The 16,419-nt window shown below is 51.4% G+C and carries 11 protein-coding genes; 6 read left to right on the top strand and 5 right to left on the bottom strand.

Features of this window, described 5'->3' with window-relative positions; translation table 11 throughout:
* Window positions 1-56: 56 nt before the first annotated feature.
* From M0L20_RS20415 to M0L20_RS20425, 3 genes are all read right to left on the bottom strand, one after another.
* Window positions 57-2,357, bottom strand: coding sequence for a glycoside hydrolase family 20 protein (locus M0L20_RS20415; protein ID WP_248478791.1), 2,301 nt, complete (start codon window positions 2,355-2,357; stop codon window positions 57-59).
* 121 nt (window positions 2,358-2,478) lie between these two features.
* A complete protein-coding gene (locus M0L20_RS20420; protein WP_248478792.1) occupies window positions 2,479-3,999 on the bottom strand; it encodes a SusD/RagB family nutrient-binding outer membrane lipoprotein in 1,521 nt (506 codons plus the stop codon).
* Between the two features lie 8 nt (window positions 4,000-4,007).
* Complete coding sequence (locus M0L20_RS20425; protein ID WP_248478793.1) at window positions 4,008-7,073, bottom strand: SusC/RagA family TonB-linked outer membrane protein; 3,066 nt, start codon at window positions 7,071-7,073, stop codon at window positions 4,008-4,010.
* 368 nt (window positions 7,074-7,441) lie between these two features.
* On the opposite strand from M0L20_RS20425, the gene M0L20_RS20430 reads away from it, so the two are divergent.
* Both M0L20_RS20430 and M0L20_RS20435 read left to right on the top strand, forming a co-directional pair.
* The gene (locus tag M0L20_RS20430) at window positions 7,442-8,200 is read left to right on the top strand and encodes a DeoR/GlpR family DNA-binding transcription regulator (RefSeq protein ID WP_232558446.1); all 759 of its coding nucleotides are present in this window, start codon (window positions 7,442-7,444) and stop codon (window positions 8,198-8,200) included.
* 161 nt (window positions 8,201-8,361) lie between these two features.
* Window positions 8,362-8,523, top strand: a complete 162-nt coding sequence (locus tag M0L20_RS20435) for a lmo0937 family membrane protein (RefSeq protein ID WP_232558447.1) — start codon at window positions 8,362-8,364, stop codon at window positions 8,521-8,523.
* Window positions 8,524-8,775: 252 nt separating this feature from the next.
* On the opposite strand, the gene M0L20_RS20440 is transcribed toward M0L20_RS20435, so the two are convergent.
* The gene (locus M0L20_RS20440; protein ID WP_248478794.1) at window positions 8,776-9,132 is read right to left on the bottom strand and encodes a hypothetical protein; all 357 of its coding nucleotides are present in this window, start codon (window positions 9,130-9,132) and stop codon (window positions 8,776-8,778) included.
* A gap of 291 nt (window positions 9,133-9,423) precedes the next feature.
* Between M0L20_RS20440 and M0L20_RS20445 the strand changes: the two genes are divergently transcribed.
* Window positions 9,424-10,044, top strand: coding sequence for a cysteine hydrolase family protein (locus M0L20_RS20445; RefSeq protein ID WP_248478796.1), 621 nt, complete (start codon window positions 9,424-9,426; stop codon window positions 10,042-10,044).
* 21 nt (window positions 10,045-10,065) lie between these two features.
* Here M0L20_RS20445 and M0L20_RS20450 read toward each other — a convergent pair whose 3' ends face one another.
* Window positions 10,066-10,689: a TetR/AcrR family transcriptional regulator gene (locus tag M0L20_RS20450; RefSeq protein ID WP_248478798.1), complete on the bottom strand. Its 624-nt coding sequence runs from the start codon at window positions 10,687-10,689 to the stop codon at window positions 10,066-10,068.
* A gap of 160 nt (window positions 10,690-10,849) precedes the next feature.
* Between M0L20_RS20450 and M0L20_RS20455 the strand changes: the two genes are divergently transcribed.
* The 3 genes from M0L20_RS20455 to M0L20_RS20465 are packed head-to-tail and all read left to right on the top strand — an operon-like array spanning window position 10,850 to window position 16,347.
* Window positions 10,850-11,920 (top strand): efflux RND transporter periplasmic adaptor subunit, encoded by a 1,071-nt coding sequence (locus M0L20_RS20455; protein ID WP_248478800.1) that lies wholly within the window; start codon window positions 10,850-10,852, stop codon window positions 11,918-11,920.
* Window positions 11,917-15,003 carry an efflux RND transporter permease subunit gene (locus tag M0L20_RS20460; RefSeq protein ID WP_248478802.1) on the top strand — a complete coding sequence of 1,029 codons (3,087 nt, stop codon included), beginning with the start codon at window positions 11,917-11,919 and terminating at the stop codon, window positions 15,001-15,003. Before M0L20_RS20455 ends, M0L20_RS20460 begins: the two co-directional genes overlap by 4 nt.
* 12 nt (window positions 15,004-15,015) lie before the next feature.
* Window positions 15,016-16,347, top strand: a complete 1,332-nt coding sequence (locus M0L20_RS20465) for a TolC family protein (RefSeq protein WP_248478804.1) — start codon at window positions 15,016-15,018, stop codon at window positions 16,345-16,347.
* Window positions 16,348-16,419 lie beyond the last annotated feature (72 nt).

The following is a 16,419-nucleotide window of genomic DNA, read 5'->3' on the forward strand; positions in this document are numbered from 1 at the left end:
AGAAACTAGACTAGAATAAACTATATACCGAATCGATCTGGCAAAGAAAGCACGCGTTAATCGACCCTAAACTCATCAAGCAGTAGCCACGCTTTACCACCAGCTCCATATTCATTCGCCGGAATGACTCCTTTGTTGGTGGCGCGTATCCGCACGTAACGTGCCTGGACCGGCGAAAAGGTCGCCCGCACCGGATTGATGCCGTTGACGGGAAACTGCGTTTGCTGGTACACCTCCCGAAACGTTTTTCCGTCCTCAGACACGGCCATCTGGAGCATTTGGGGTGCCCACATTCGTTGCCAATGATAATTGAGTATGTGCGTACCGATGCTCGACACGGTTTGCGTTGCCTGTAAATCGATGATCACTTCGGCGTCTTTTCCCTGAAAACCAATCCACTCGCCTGTGTTGTAGCGGCTGGTTCCGGCCACACCATTGACAGCTACGAGTGGGCTTGCGGGTCGGTAGCCCCCCATCGGTTCGGGGGTAAAGGTGACAGGCTTTCCAGTGGCCTTGCTGATCGTGAATGCCTTTTGAAAGACGCGTCCCTGTTGCTTACTATCCCGAAAAACGGCGGCTTTCACGGTACTCGTCTGAGCAATGGATAAGGGTTTGGAATAGACTGCACTCGTTAAGGTGGGCGTCGTACCGTCTATCGTATAGCGAACGGTAGCGTCGGGTAAGGTGGTTGATAGCTTCAGATCTACGCCACCGGCTGCGTTGACAGACACCGTATCGGTCAGTTCGTCGAATCGGTTGGCGTAGTTGACGTTCCGTTGTTTTAAGAGCGTTTCCTGCTGACGAAGCCGACGAAGAAAGTCCGCGTAATTTCGGTTGTCGCGCGGGCTCCAGGCGATTTCGGCGACGGCCATCGCGCGGGGGAAAACCATATACTCAGCCTTTTCGGGGCTATCCATGTACTCGCTCCAGGCGGTTCCCTGCACGCCTTTGAGGTAAACCGCTTCATCGGGACGAAGCTCCGCCGGGATTGGTTCGTACGCGTACACTTTGCTCAACGGCGTATACCCCGCAGCCGCCAGCGGTTCTTCGGGGTAAAGCGATTGGTAATAATCAAAGTACACGTGACTTTCGGGCGTCATAATGGCGTTGTGCTTCTGCCGGATTGCCTCGATACCACCCTGAATGCCCCGCCAGCTCATGACGATAGCCTCCGGCGACATGCGCAACGACGGCGACGACGCGTGTTCGGTTCCTTCCAGAATTTCGTCCCAACCGATGATATGCCGCCCTTTTTTGATCAGGTACATATCCATCCGACGGACAAAGTACCGTTGTAATTCTTCTTCGTTTTTCAGGTGTTCCCGCTGGATACGGGCCTGACAGCGGGTGCAGGTTTTCCAGCGCGTTTTCGGGCATTCGTCCCCGCCGATGTGAATGTACTTTGACGGAAACAAGGCCACAACCTCGTCCAATACCCCTTCGAGAAAGGTAAACGTGCTGTCGTTTCCGGCGCAGAACACGTCGTCAAATATACCCCAGAACGTAGCCGCCTGATACGGTCCGCCGGGCTGCCCATTGGGTTTCAGACAACCGAGTTCTGGGTAAGCACTCAGCGCGGCCAGTGCATGGCCCGGCATTTCAATTTCAGGAATAATGGTAATGTGCCGTTGCGTGGCATACTGAATAATGTCCTTGACCTCGGCCTGGGTGTAGTAGCCGCCGTAGCGCTTGCCGTCAAAACGGTGCGGTAGTTCTTTTTTGTGACCGATCAGCGTTTCGGAGCGGTACGCGGCTTTTTGCTGCAAGGCGGGATACCGTTTTATCTCGATGCGCCAGCCCTGATCGTCGGTCAAATGCCAATGAAAGGTGTTGAACTTGTACAGCGCCAGGAGGTCAATGTATTTCTTGATGAAGGGAATCGGGAACTGATGCCGACTAACATCCAGGTGCATACCGCGATACGAAAAGCGCGGGTAATCTGTCACTTCACAGGCAGGAACGATGCCCGATGTAGCCTGCGAAAATAGCTGAGTCAGCGATTGAAGGCCGTAGAACAATCCGGCTTCGTCGTGCCCGGTCAGGCGAATACCCTGCGGAGTGATTTGCAGCGCGTACCCTTCCGGCTGTTTACTGGTGATGGAATCAATCGACAGGAAGAGAGTCGATTTTGTTTTTTTGGTTGGCAGCGTCAACCCGGTGCTCGCCCTGATCTGCGCCTGAGCAAGCCCGATAAACTGATTAGAAACGCCAGCGCCGGACACAATACCGGTCAGTTGATTAAGTCGTAAATCGCCGGAAGTTTGTCGATACGATACCGGTTCGGGAATCAGTCCACTTTGCGCGAAAGGCTTTCCCAAATTGAGTAGTAACAACAAAATCGTAAGTCTAATGGGCATAGGAAAGGGGTAATGTGTATAGCGACTAGCCTATACAAGTGTTATAAAATTGACTGGGCACAAGATCGGCCCAGTCAATAACACGAAAGAAAAAATAAGGCACTTTACTAATCATGATGGCTTACTTATCGAGCCAAATACGTGAAAGAAAGTTGTTTTCACCCTGCCGGGCAACGGCAGCGTTATAGTTCTCCCGGTTCAGGTTTTCCTCTAGCGCCGGATACAGCATCCGACGGAAGATTTGCCCGCCTGTAATATTACCCACGTAGTTGTTAGGCACCAGAGCCGGGTAGCCCGTCCGACGCCAGTTCAGGAAAACTTCCTGTGAGTTCGGGAAAATCGACACCCAGAACTGCGTGTACAGCTGCTCCATCTGCTTTGCCATCGTAGCGGTCGTGACCAGCGCATTGGCCGACGCGTAGGCATCAATGTTCGCCTGCGAAATCACGCCATCCGATCCGAACAACGCCCATTGCCGCATGGCCGCTTTTAGGCCCTGATCGTACAGCGTGGCAGCCGATTTTGTGGTGTACCAGCCGCGCATAGCCGCTTCGGCCAGGTAGAAATTCGCTTCGGCGTTGGTCATGACCAGCATCGGCGAATTCAGTTTCAGGATCGTGTTCTGATTCGGCTCCGAATACGTTACGAAATCCGCTGGTTTCGAGTTGGCGATATTGGCGGGCATCCCTTTCTGGATCGACACGTCCGTGCTGGGTTTACCGTTGACATACACGACCGACAAAACGGGCAGGCGCGGATCGTTTGTTTTCTTGAGGTAATTGATAAACGTGTCGTAGTACTTGCCACCTTCGGGGTTGCTCACGCCATCGGCTTTCAGGTAATCGCTGTTCAGCATCCAATAGGCCAGCGGATTTTGGTTGATTACCTGACCCGAAGCCATGTACGTAATCTTTGCCAGATCAGCATCTTCCAGAATCGGTCCACCGGCAATGGCTTTCTTTACCCAGGTTTCGGCCAGGGCAACGTCGGGTTTTGTCATGCGCATCCCCATCCGCAGCATCAGCGAATACGCAAACTTTTTCCATTTCGTGATGTCGCCCCCGTAAATCAGATCGGCAGCGCCAAACGTTCCTTTCGACGCGTCAAACATCGCAATCGCCTTGTCAAGCTCGTTCAGCAGATCCATGTAAATGTCTTTCTGAGGATCATACGCTGGCTTGAACACACTGCTGGTGTAGCCCTGCACGGCCTGGGTGTACGGAATGTCGCCGTACAGGTCCGTAACTTTCGAGAAGCTGTACACGCGCCAGATTTTGGCAATCGCCAGTTTGTTCACCAGGGCCGGATCTTTCTCCAGGCCCCGGATTACTTCGCCGATCTCGTTGATTTCGTTCGGGTAGGCATTACTGAATACCGTATACGGTGCCGTTCCCTGGTTGAAAATGTACTTGGATCCCCAACTGGCTACGTCGTTGTAGCTCGTGGTGTATTGCATGGTCCCCTGTAAACCCGTGATCATGTTGCCCACGGCATCGTACTGTGCCTTGGTGAATACGAAATCGGGGCTGGCCGCGCTGGATGCGTCGGGATTGACGTTTAGTTCTTCCAGTCCCTGGCTACAGCTTTGCAACAGGCAAAGCGCAACCAGACAAGCGGCAATTTTATGGAATCGATTTTTCATGGGTGTCATTAGAATTTTACGATGAGGTTCAGACCGTAGCTTCTGGTGCGGGGCAGACCCAGCGATTCAAAACCCTGGTTGGAACTGTTGGTGAAGCTTTGCTCAGGATCGAAGTTGTCGGTCTGGCGGTACAGGGTCAGCAGGTTACGCGCTACGAACGAGACGCTGGCCGACTGAAGCCGAACGAACTTAAGCGTGCTTACCGGAATGTTGTAGCTGAAAATCACCTGACGAAGCTTTACGAAACTACCGTCGTGCAGGAACAGTTCGGTGTAGTTTTTGTCGTTGTCGTAGTAATTACGCAGGTTTTCTTTGGCAATCGTCTTGGTGTACGCATCGCCGTTGGCCGTCACACCAGTTACGGTCAGTCCGTTTTCGCGTCCTTCCAGCGTCCGCTTCAACTTGCCCATCCGGTTGGCGTAGACTTCCATTACCGAGAACACTTTGTTGCCAAACTTACCGTCGAGCAACACATTCAGCGAGAAGTTTTTGTAGCGGAATTCGTTGGTCAATCCCATCGTCAGCGGGGGAACACCCTTGCCCAACTCCTGAAGCGCTGATTTCTGCGCGAAACCGGTTGTTGGATCGTAGACGATGTTGCCGTTGGCGTCCCGAACACGGGTGGTACCGACGATGGTCCCGTACGGGCGACCTTCGATGGAGTTGATGTACGCCCAGTTACCTACCGACGTGGCCATCTGCATAGAATTGATCCCATCGGCCAGTTTCACAACTTTGCTGTCGTTGTAGGCTACGTTGTAGCTCAGGTTCCAACCAAAATTCGACGTGCGAACCGGATTCACCGTTACGAGCGCTTCGATACCCCGGTTGTTTAGTTTACCCACGTTTAGGTAAACCGAATTGTAACCCGACGTTGACGAAATGCTGGTTTGCACGATGTCGTTGGTCGTTGCCCGGTTGTAGTACGTCAGATCAAGACCCACTTTTTTGTTAAAGAACTGAAGATCAATACCTACTTCGTAAGTCGTGGACGTTAATGGTTTCAGGCCCGCGTTGGTAATGGCGTTGCTGGTTACGTTCTGAAGCGGCTGTCCCGAGCTAGGCACCATCGAATAGCTCAGGTTGATCACGTACGGATCGGGGGTAGCACCACCAACCTGCGCCCAGGAAGCCCGCACTTTCGCGTAATCAATGACGCGGGGTAATTGGATAGCCTGCGACAGCACGAAACTACCACCGATGGATGGGTAGAAAATCGTGTTGTTTTTCGGACTCAGCGTCGAGAACCAATCCTGACGACCTGTCATGGTCAGGAACGCAACGCCTTTGTAGTCAAGGTCAGCCGATGCAAAGACCGAGTTGGTGCGCGTCTGCTGATTCAGCGGAACGGTGCTTACCGTTGCCAGGTTGGTTGAGCTGTAGAAGTACGGAATAATAAACGTCTGACCGCTCGTGTTCAACTGGTTATAGCTGAAATCGCGCCGGTTCATACCTGCCAGTGCCGACAAGCCAAAGTTGCCGAAGGTTGTGTTGTAGTTCGCCGTGAGCATGGTATTGGTTTCACTCACGTCTGTTTTCAGCTGCGTGTACTGACCGTTGGGAATGTAGCGCGTACCGGTTGGCAGGATGTATTTATAATTGTAGTTGTAAAAATCGCGGCTAACCGTTCCTTTTACCGACAGGTTTTTTAGGAGTTTATACGTCAGACCGACTTGGCCGATGAAGCGGTTTTTGCTGTCGTCCTGTTTGTATTTGTTCACCACAAAGTAGCTGTTGGAGGCAATATCGGCGTCGTTCCAGGCAATTTCGTTGCCGTTTGCGTCGTAACCGGGGCTCAACCACCGGATATCCGATGTGTTACCGATCATGTAGGGTGTCCAGTTCGGGTTACCCAACGCATCACCGGCTCCCGTTTTGTTATGGCCCTTTTCGAGGGTGTACTGCGCCAGGGCTTCAATAGAAATTCGCTCACCAAAGGCCCCGTTCAGGTTCAGGTTACCGGTTTTCCGGTTATACGTGTTGGTCGGCAGAATTCCTTTGGCATCCAGATCCGATACCGAAAAACGGTAGTTCACTTTATCGCTACCGCCGGTAAAGGCCAGCGTGTTGGTAAACGTTTTACCAGTTTGGTAGAAATTTTTGATGTTGTTTCGCTGAGCCGAATACGGATGGGTTTTGCCATCAGCCGCTACGAAATCCGAACCGTCGATTTTGGCACCCCACGAACGCCGTCCCCAGGCAATCCCTTCGGCCTGCGTTGTTGGTTTCTTCGCGTTATCGCCCTGACCGTATTCATACTGCCAATCCGGGAAAACAGCCGCATTTTCCATTGTAAACGTCGAGTTGTATTCAACGCCGATTCCGCGCTGGGCTTTTCCTTTTTTGGTCGTGATCAGGATAACGCCGTTGGCCGCCCGCGAGCCGTACAAAGCCGCAGCCGTACCACCTTTCAGAACGCTAATCGACTCAATGTCATCCGGGTTGATACCCGCGATACCGTCGCCCCGGTCCACGTTTCCCTGACCACCGTTTGGCGTCGCGCTGCCGCCCGGTACCGTATTGTCAATGGGCATCCCGTTGATTACGTACAGCGGCTGGTTATCGCCAGTCAGCGAACCATTTCCCCGAATAATAATCCGGCTGGAGCCACCCGGTCCGGTTGACAGACCCGTTGCGTTTACCCCGGCAATCTTACCCGAGAGTGCATTGGCTACGTTGTTTTCCCGCGCTTGCGTAAACTCCGATCCTTTTACTTCACTGACGGCGTAAGCCAATGCCTTTTTGTCTTTGGCAATACCCAGCGCCGTAACGACCACTTCACCCAGTTGCGTAGCGTCTTCTTTCAGAGCGACATCGATTACTGACCGGCCGGAAGCGCTAACCTCCTGCGCCACAAAACCAATGTACGAAAAGATCACGGTTGCCTGAGGGCTCGACAACCGGAGCGTGTATTTACCCTCGCTGTCTGTTACCGTTCCTTTCGTTGATCCTTTTTCAATAATGGTAACGCCAGGCAGCGATGCCCCATCACTTGTATTTGTCACTTTTCCAGAAATCGTCTGCGCCAGAGCCGGTGCACTGAGCACCAGCAATAGCACAAGAAGCTTACTCAAACGAGCTTGCCAAGGTGGTAACATACATTTCATAAGAATGCCACTTTGAGGGTAGAACTGATAGGTTAAATCGAGACGCAAGTCTTAACTATGCAAACTTTGCAATATATTCTGCAAACTTTGCGCAATATAATTGATCAAACACTCCTATTGCAAATAATATTTTATTTTTCTGCCATCATATAGACGATTCTATGCAAAATATACGACATAGTTCTATTTTTGTTAGTGCATTTGGCAATATTACAAACTACATTTGCAACGTATGCAACGAAGAAAAGTACCTTGCAGACTTAGCAAACTAGCGATAGGTGAGATTTAGCCTTATTTTTGCTTTTACGTCGAATACATGACTTCCTCATTGCCCCATGTCAGTTGCTTTCTTAAAGGACGAGCGTAAAGAGTTAATTATTAAACAGATAGGACTCCACACGCGGATGAGCCTAACGGATTTGGCTACGACACTCAATGTGTCGGAAGACACGATTCGACGCGATATCAATGATCTGTCGGAAGAAGGTAAGCTGATCAAGATTCGTGGGGGTGCTATGTCAAAAGCGTATCATCACTCGTCACAGTTGCAGGAAACGTACGCACATCAAAATAAAATAACGATTGCGGAGAAAGCCTTGACGCTACTTCATGACGGTATGCTTATTCTGATCGGTGGCGGAACAACCATCCGGGAGTTTATCAAGATGATACCAACGGATCTGAAAGCCACCTTCATCACCGTAAACCCGCTGACAGCCGTTGAGCTGCTGGACAAGCCCAATCTGGAAATCATTATGATTGGCGGGCAAATTTCCCGCTATAGCCGAATGAGCGTTGGGGGCGAAGTGTACCAGCGGCTGTCTGAGTTACGGGTCGATCTGTGCATTATGGGAACAAACGCCATTGACCCCAAAGAAGGGCTGACCGACTCAGACTGGGAAACGGTACAGGCGAAAAAAGCCATGATTCGGGCGGCTCAGAAGGTAGCGGTATTGGCCATCGCCGAGAAAATGAATAGCGTCATGCGCATGAAAGTTGCGGATTTAGACCAGATCGATTACCTGGTTACGGAACTATCCGCTGACTCCGTACAACTGGCTCCTTACCGGACCGGACAGACAAACGTGCTTTAAGCAGTTGTTTTAAATTCCGGCCTAAAAACCATTCTGATTCTGTTCAATCGGCCTTTTTTCCATACAAAAATCGTCCCATTCGCTCAAATTTTCAACCACAGCCCGACAAATGCTGTTTAGTAAGCAGTTCCGATTTCATACTAAACTAACGCTTCTTTGTCATGGGAAATTTATTGTACACCATCGCCGTCATCTTGATCATCATCTGGCTGCTGGGCTTCTTAGGATTTAACAGTTTTGGCTTAGGTGGCCTCATTCACGTACTGTTAGTTATCGCCATTATTGCCGTTGTTCTTCGCCTGATTCAGGGTCGAAGTGTGTAGCGGATTTGAGTAATACATGAAAAGCCAGTATCAAACCGATGCTGGCTTTTTTTATGGATACAAATGACTTTTTTAGCCGTTAGCGTTCTCTAACGTTTACCTAATTTTTTTCTAATGCTCTTCTAATCCGGCCAACTGGCCAACGCTCTACCTTTGTTGTATTAGTTTAACATGTATTTTAAGGTAGATAATCCAAAAATGCCAGCCCTTCTGGGACTGGCGTTTTTTGTTACGAACCGCTTCCCTTTAAACTTAAGGAAACGTAACCTCCCCGGCTTCACCCGTGGGTTCAAGTACGGACACCTGGATACCCTTTGCCGAATCAGCTTCGTCTGGTTTTTGTCCGCTGGCCAGATAAGCTATGACCGCCTGCTCATTGGCAAAGTGATACCTTTCTATAACCTGGCTACCGGGTTCTAATTCCGGCGAGTCCCTTTTTTGCCCGTCAGAAACAAGCAGGTTCAAAACGGTAAAATCATCGGTCCGACGAACCCTTATCGTTAATGTCGCCGACTCGGCGGCCCCGCCTTCCCGGTTGGTATTTAGAATTGTGTAGTAGTTACCAGCGTTGCCGGTATTTTCAAGAAGCCAGTTATAAATCGTTTCCATAGCGAATGTCCTCCAGACTGATTACAACCATAACGGAGTAAGAGTCATCGCTGTTTTTAAAATAGACGTATGCTGCGAGCGACGGCAACGTAAGCAGTACACCAGGGCTATGATGGCAACACCTAAACGCAGTGAACGGCAACGGCGCTCACTACAATAGCTAACCAACTGACTGCTAATTATATAGCCATTCGGTGCCCGAAGCTTGTAAGCCTAATTATAAAAACCCCAAACAACTTCCGCCTTTACGTTGTCCAAAGACTAGTTACAATGCCTTATCTCAACGTCCCTATGGCCACGAACAACGATGATCTACACGGCAATGCGCCAGATTCCGCCCCGGTAGCGCTTCTGATCATTGATATGATCAATGACCTTGAATTTCCGGGTGGCGAAAACGTACTGGAGCCAGCCGAGAAAGCAGCCGAGAAAATTGCCCACCTGAAAAAGCAGGCGAAAGAATTAAAGATACCAGTCATTTATGCCAATGACAATTTTGGCAAATGGCGCTCTGATTTTAACGAACTCATTGATCACTGTCTGAACGACGGCGTTCGAGGCCAGCGATTGGTTGAACTTCTCAAACCCGACCGCGAAGATTATATCGTACTGAAGCCGAAGCATTCTATTTTCTTCGCCACCACGCTTGATGCGTTACTGACCTACCTACACGTTGAGCAGCTCGTTATAATGGGTATCAGCGCCGATGTGTGCGTCCAGTTTTCGGCGAATGATGCTTACATGCGTGATTTCGGTTTGTACGTTCCAGCCGATTGCGTAGCCAGTCAATCAGCGGAAAACACCAAGCAGGCGGTCGATTACATGGCACGGGTCCTTAGAGCGGATACCACGCCCTCGGATAAACTTGATCTGAGCCGTTTGCTTCAAGAGTCATCATCAGTGCAAGAATAGAATATTATACTTTTTATAAATTTAAGTTTCCTTACATTGCTCAGCTTCTCCGTAGAACTTAGGCGTCAACATTCCTCTGAGCAATAGATTAACAACCTGATCGGCTTGATCAGCAATGTCTACCGGTAATGCCGCTACCATCTCAGCCGGAAACTGTTTTAAATAATCCGGATCGTTCAGTTGTTGCATGGCGCTGATGTACACAATCAGCGCTGTGTACCGCGTAGGATCATCCCGTACGTACCCTACACGCACGCCTTCGTCCATCAACTGACCGAAATGCTTCAATAGAATTTCGCGCTTGTATACGCATAACTTCTCCCAAGCCTCTGGCTCTGAATGCCTTAAATCAGACCAGAAGTTTGGGTGTGTATTGGCAAAACTGACGCCGATGAAGCGTAGGTACTGCGCAAACCGCTGCCGCAACGACAAATCAACGTCGTTCAGAATCGCTTCGGCTTTGATCTGATAGTCTGCGGCAAACTGATCCATGCAGGCCATCAGGATGTCGGCCTTGCTGCTGAAATGATTGTAAATCGTTTTCTTACTAATCGATAAATCACGCACAATATCATCGATCAGCACATGACTGTAGCCATGTTGCAGAAACAGCCGTTGGGCGGATTCTAGAATCCGCTTACTCATTTTAATTTTTACAGACACTGTTTAAAAGTCAAGAGGAAACTAAAATACACCAAAAAGTGTAATATTTGCGCAACGAATAGCTGTACCATTGCCAAGTAAATAAAAACCGCGTTTATCGCCGAACGGTTCTTACCCATTACTCTATTACGCCATAGTAGCCATGAACTACGCTCCTAGTCAATTGTTTATCAGCGGCCTACTGATTTTTAGTCTGACGGCCTGCCAGTCAGCGTCCGATAAACAGCAGCATGCCAGCTCGGCTGCGCCCGAAGCTCCCGCTCCTATTCCGGTTGTTGTCAGTCCGATCAAAAATACACAGGAAGGGGGTCAACTGGTTCTGAGCGGTTCTGCCGAATCCGAGACGACGGTTAATTTAGGCTTTATGGTAGGCGGCAAGCTCAACCGGGTTCCGATTCAGGAAGGCCAAACCGTCCGGGCGGGTCAGCTGATTGCGTCCATCGAGCCAACGGACTATCAGTTGGGCGTTGCCATCGCCAACGCGAATGTTGCGCGGGTGCAGGACGAATACAACCGGCTCACCATTCTGAAAGAACGCGGCAGCGTGACGCCCAGCGATTATGAGAAAGTGGTTACGGGACTGGACGAAGTCAAAGCGCGGCAGCAGTTGGCTCAGAAAAATTTAAAAGAGACGAAATTGTACGCACCCATTTCGGGGATTGTAGCCCGCAAGGGAGCCAACCCAGGCGAAATCATCCCACAGGGTCAACCGCTTTTTCAGATTGCCGACATTCAGCCGATCAAGGTTCGGGTGGCCGTACCGGAATCCGAAGTAGGTCAGCTTCGGCTGGGACAATTGGCGCAGGTAACGATTCCGGCCCTTAATCAAACGTACAAGGGCAAAATATCCTTGATCGGTGCCGTGGCGGACCCTTCGTCGCGTACGTATTCGGTCAAGATCGACTTACCCAACCCCCGACTTCAGATTCGTCCCGGCATGATCGCCGACGCTCGCCTGACCTCATCGCATACCACAAAAGCGCTCACGTTGGCAGGCAATGCCGTCCTGCGCGACGATGATCAGTCCACCTACGTATTTGTGGCGGACCCTCAGAAAAAGCAAGCTTTCAAACGCAAAGTAACCGTCGGAAAGGTTTTCGCCAGCGACGTTGAAATCACGTCGGGCCTTTCGGCTAACGATCTGATCGTCACGGGCGGACAGCAGAAACTCCAGAATGGTTCGTCGATTCAATTCAATCAGCCCGCACAATGAATCCCATCAAAGGCTCTTTACACTATCCGCAAGTGACGCTTAGCGTCGTGTTTCTGGCGGTAGCGGTTGGCATTTATTCGTTGCTGACCATGCCCCGCCGGGAGGACCCTAAAATTACGATTCGCTCCGGGCTGGTGGTTGCTTTTTACCCTGGTGCCAACTCGGCTCAGGTCGAAGATCAGGTAACGCGCAAAATCGAACAGTACTTGTTTGGCTACGCCGAAGTCCGAAAAGAAAAAACGTACTCGACCACCCGCGACGGGGCCGTTGTCATCAACGTTGAACTGGAAGAAAGCGTTAAAAACCCAGATATTTTCTGGTCGAAACTGCGGCACGATCTGAATCAGGCCAAAGTGCTGGATCTGCCCCAGGGCGTTCAGGGACCCATTGTCAACACCGATTTTGGCGACACGGTAGCCCTGCTCATCGGCATCGAATCAGATGATCTGTCGTATACGGAACTGGACCAGAATCTCAAACAGATTGAAGACGGTCTGCGTACGATCAAGGCGGTGTCTAAAATCCGGCGTTACGGCGAACAGAAAGAGCAGATTACTATAACGGCTCGTTCCGCGCAAATGGTGCAGTACGGCATTAAGTGGACGCAGGTCGTTCAGGTGTTGCAGGCTCAGAATGCCATCAAAGCGACGGGTAATGTCAAAACGGAAGATTCTCAAGTCCCGCTTTACGCGCAGGGCTATTACAATACCGAGCAGGAAATCAGTAATCAGGTTATTGGCACCAGCTCGACCGGCGCGGTCGTACGGCTGGGCGACGTGGCCACGATCAAACGCGAGTATACCGAACCGACATCAAGCATTACGGTCAACAGTCACCGCGCTCTGATGTTGTCGGTAGAGATGCAGGAAGGCAATAACATCGTTCAGTTCGGCGATAACGTAGCCGCCAAGCTGGCCGAGATTCAGCACAACCTGCCCAGTTCCATCAAGCTGACAACCGTGGTCAACCAACCGCAGATTGTTCAGCACAGCGTCAGCGATTTTATCCGCGAGTTTTTTCTGGCGATCATCTCGGTGGTGATCGTGACCATTATTCTGTTACCGTTCCGCATTGCCGCCGTAGCCGCGATGGCCATTCCCGTAACCGTTGCTGTCACCTTCGCCCTGTTGCACACCTTTAATATCGAACTGCACCAGGTGTCACTGGCTGCGCTGATCGTTGTTCTGGGGATGGTGGTTGACGATGCGATTGTCATTGCCGATAACTACGTCGAACTGCTGGACGAAGGCGTTGACCGCTGGACAGCCGCCTGGCGCAGTGCGAGCGATCTGGTTGTTCCCGTCCTGACGGCCACGGCCACCATTATCGCGTCGTTTCTGCCGATGGTCATCCTGAGCGGCTCGGTGGGCGAGTTTATTTTCTCACTGCCCATTACGGTTTCCATTGCCCTGGCCTCCTCGTTTATCGTAGCCATGCTGCTGACACCCTTTCTTTGCTACACGTTTATCAAGAAAGGACTTCATCAGGTCATTGATGCGACTCAGCAACACGCCCGGCCCAAAAAGAAATCACTGCTTGATTACATGCAGGATGGCTACGACAAAGCCATTAGCTGGTGCGTCGATCACCGGACCGCTACGCTTGTTTTTGCCGTTGTGTCCATCGCTGCGTCGGGACTGCTATTCAAGGCCATCCGGCAGAAATTCTTCCCGGCAGCTGAGCGCAATCAATTCGTCGTTGACGTCTGGATGCCGACGGGTACGAAGCTAGAGAAAACGAAAGAAGCCGTTGTCAAACTGGAAAACCTGATCAAAAACGATAGCCGGGTTACCAATTATGCGTCCTTTTTTGGCACCAGCGCTCCCCGGTTCTACTACAACTTTTCGCCGGAGCCACCCGTCACCTATTACGGTCAGATGCTGATCAATACGCATACGACCGAAGAAACCGAGACGCTGGCCGAAGAACTGACCGACAAAGTGGCGGCTGTTGTTCCCGAGGGAACGCCCCGCGTCCGATTGATGCAGCAAGGTTCGCTGACCATCGCCCCGGTTGAAGTTCGGATCGTCGGCAACGACCTCAACGAACTAAAACGGCTTGGCGCACAGGTACAGACTATCGTTCGCAATGCGCCGGGCAGTTCGCTCGTGCGCACGGATTTCAAAGAAGACTACTACGGTGTCGGCATCAACCTAAAAGACGAGGCCAACCGGCTGGGTTTTACCACAACGGGCGTTGCTACGAGTATTTACACCGGCTTTTCGGGCGCACCGATCTCCGTACTTTACGAAGGGGATCAGCCCATCAATCTGGTCCTTCGGCTCGATGAAGAAAGCCGCCGGAATTTTTCGGACCTGGAAAATACCTACCTGTCGTCGCCCGTTACGGGCAGCAGCGTTCCACTTCGGCAGATCGCCACGCTGCAACCCGAGTGGCAAACCGGTCGCATTATGCACCGCAACGGCGTTCGGACGCTGACGGTTCAATGCGAGCCCAGCGGCAATGTTCTACCCTCGGAAATTCTGAAAGCCATCCAGCCCCAGATTGCCAAGCTTGATCTTCCCGTTGGCTACAGCATCCAATACGGGGGCGAAGATGAAAACCGACGAGCCACGTTCAGCCAGATGGTTGGCGCGCTGGGAATCAGCCTGGTGCTTATTTTCCTGATTCTGCTTTTCCAGTTTCGCAACCTGAAAGAATCGCTGGTCGTCATGGCGTCGATTCCGCTTAGTCTGTTCGGTGCCTTGCTGGGTCTGGTACTCACCGGCAACCCGTTTGGCTTTACCGCTTTCATGGGGCTCATCAGCTTATCGGGCATCGTTGTCCGCAACGCCATTATCCTGGTCGATTACGCCAACGAACTGATGCGAAAAGGCATGGACGTTCGTACAGCAGCGATAGAAGCCGGAAAACGACGGTTGCGTCCGATTTTCCTGACGACGATGGCCGCAGCGATTGGGGTTGTCCCCATGATTTTGTCGGGTTCACCGATGTGGAGTCCGCTGGCGAGTGTTCTTGCCGTGGGTGTCATTTTCTCGATGGTCATGGCGCTGCTTGTCATACCGATTCTGTTTGTGATGACGGTCAAAAAGGAAAAAGCGGTTGCCATAGCCACCACCTAGATTCAGTCAGTTATGAAGTGTCGTATCGTATTCGTACTCTGTATTTTCGTATCCATCAGCCCATCGCTCCGGGCGCAGATGATCACGCTTGCCCAGGCGCAGGAACAAGCCATTCAGCAAAACCGACGCCTTAAAATTGCCCGCTACAAGGTGGACGAAACAAGCTATAAAATTACGGAAGCGCGCAGTCGGCTTTACCCGTTGATTGTAGCCAACGGCATGTACACCTACAACGGTGTCACGCAGGATCTGACCTTGCCGCGCGGTTCCATCGGCGTATTACCCGGTGCAACGCCCATCCCGTTACCGCAGCAGGACCTGACCTTGTTCAGGGCAAAACATCATCTATTTCTCGGCAATGTGCTGGCGTATCAACCCATTAGCTTGCTCGGAAAAATTAAGGACGGCATTAAAGTAGCCCAGGCTGACGTTGATCTAGCCAACACGCAGGTTAGCCAGGCAGAACTGGCGATTCGGCAAGGGGTAGAGAAACTGTACTTCGGTCTGTTGATTGCTCAGAAGCAGCAGCAACAGGCTTTAGCCACCATTGCATTGACGCAGGCGAAGCTGTACGATCTGGAAAGTACCCTTTTGGCTGGTAAAACCGACCCAGTCAACAAAGTAGGATTACAAGCCGATCTGGCGAACCAGCAGCAGCAGCTTCTGCAAACCAACAACCAGATCGAAGACTATACCGCCGATCTGAACGAACTGATGGGGCAACCCACCGGAACGGCCTTGACCCCAACACCACTAGCCGATTCGCTGCCGGTACTTCCCCCGGTCGAAACGTTTTTAGAGCGGGCCAAAAGCGGTAATCTAGAGGTTCGTCAGGCCGACCAGACCAGCCAGAAAGCGTCGCTTGGCGTACAGGCCGCCCGGAAGGATTACATTCCAACCGTCGGGGCCGTTGGTGGTTATTTGTTCCAGAATGTTATTTCCGACCTTCCGCAGAGTAATTACTTTCTGGGCTTGCAGGTAAGCTATAATATCGTTGATTTCGGTCGGCGCAAAGCGTCGCTTAACCAGCGACTTTCGCAGCAGAAGCAGGCCGACGAAAACCGGCAGTACACCCAGGAACACATTACCGGCGAAGTCGAGAAAGCGTACCGAAAAGCCCGACAGGCGGCAGCGCTGCTACCCGTTGCGGCTCAGGCGGCTCAATACCGGCGCGATGAATTCAAGCTAAAGAATGATCGATTAATTGCTGGTCTAGCGCTCAAGCGTGATGTGCTGGAAACACAGGCCGCCCTCACCAAAGCCGAAGTTGATTTGTACGCAGCACAACTAGCCTATCGCCTGGCTGTCTCCGATTTGCACCTGTTAACAGGCACACTCCGCTAACCTGGTTTTTGTCAGTCAGTTGACTAGCCAAAAAAATGGCCGCATCCCAGCAGGATGCGGCCATTTGGTTAA

The sequence above is a fragment of the Spirosoma liriopis genome (genome assembly GCF_023196085.1).
Taxonomy (GTDB): Bacteria; Bacteroidota; Bacteroidia; order Cytophagales; family Spirosomataceae; genus Spirosoma; species Spirosoma oryzicola.

Coding starts and splice junctions, on each gene's coding strand:
- M0L20_RS20415 (WP_248478791.1), bottom strand. CDS start 2,357: ATGCCCATTAGACTTACGATTTTGTTGTTACTACTCAATTTGGGAAAG.
- M0L20_RS20420 (WP_248478792.1), bottom strand. CDS start 3,999: ATGAAAAATCGATTCCATAAAATTGCCGCTTGTCTGGTTGCGCTTTGC.
- M0L20_RS20430 (WP_232558446.1), top strand. CDS start 7,442: ATGTCAGTTGCTTTCTTAAAGGACGAGCGTAAAGAGTTAATTATTAAA.
- M0L20_RS20435 (WP_232558447.1), top strand. CDS start 8,362: ATGGGAAATTTATTGTACACCATCGCCGTCATCTTGATCATCATCTGG.
- M0L20_RS20440 (WP_248478794.1), bottom strand. CDS start 9,132: ATGGAAACGATTTATAACTGGCTTCTTGAAAATACCGGCAACGCTGGT.
- M0L20_RS20445 (WP_248478796.1), top strand. CDS start 9,424: ATGGCCACGAACAACGATGATCTACACGGCAATGCGCCAGATTCCGCC.
- M0L20_RS20450 (WP_248478798.1), bottom strand. CDS start 10,689: ATGAGTAAGCGGATTCTAGAATCCGCCCAACGGCTGTTTCTGCAACAT.
- M0L20_RS20455 (WP_248478800.1), top strand. CDS start 10,850: ATGAACTACGCTCCTAGTCAATTGTTTATCAGCGGCCTACTGATTTTT.
- M0L20_RS20460 (WP_248478802.1), top strand. CDS start 11,917: ATGAATCCCATCAAAGGCTCTTTACACTATCCGCAAGTGACGCTTAGC.
- M0L20_RS20465 (WP_248478804.1), top strand. CDS start 15,016: ATGAAGTGTCGTATCGTATTCGTACTCTGTATTTTCGTATCCATCAGC.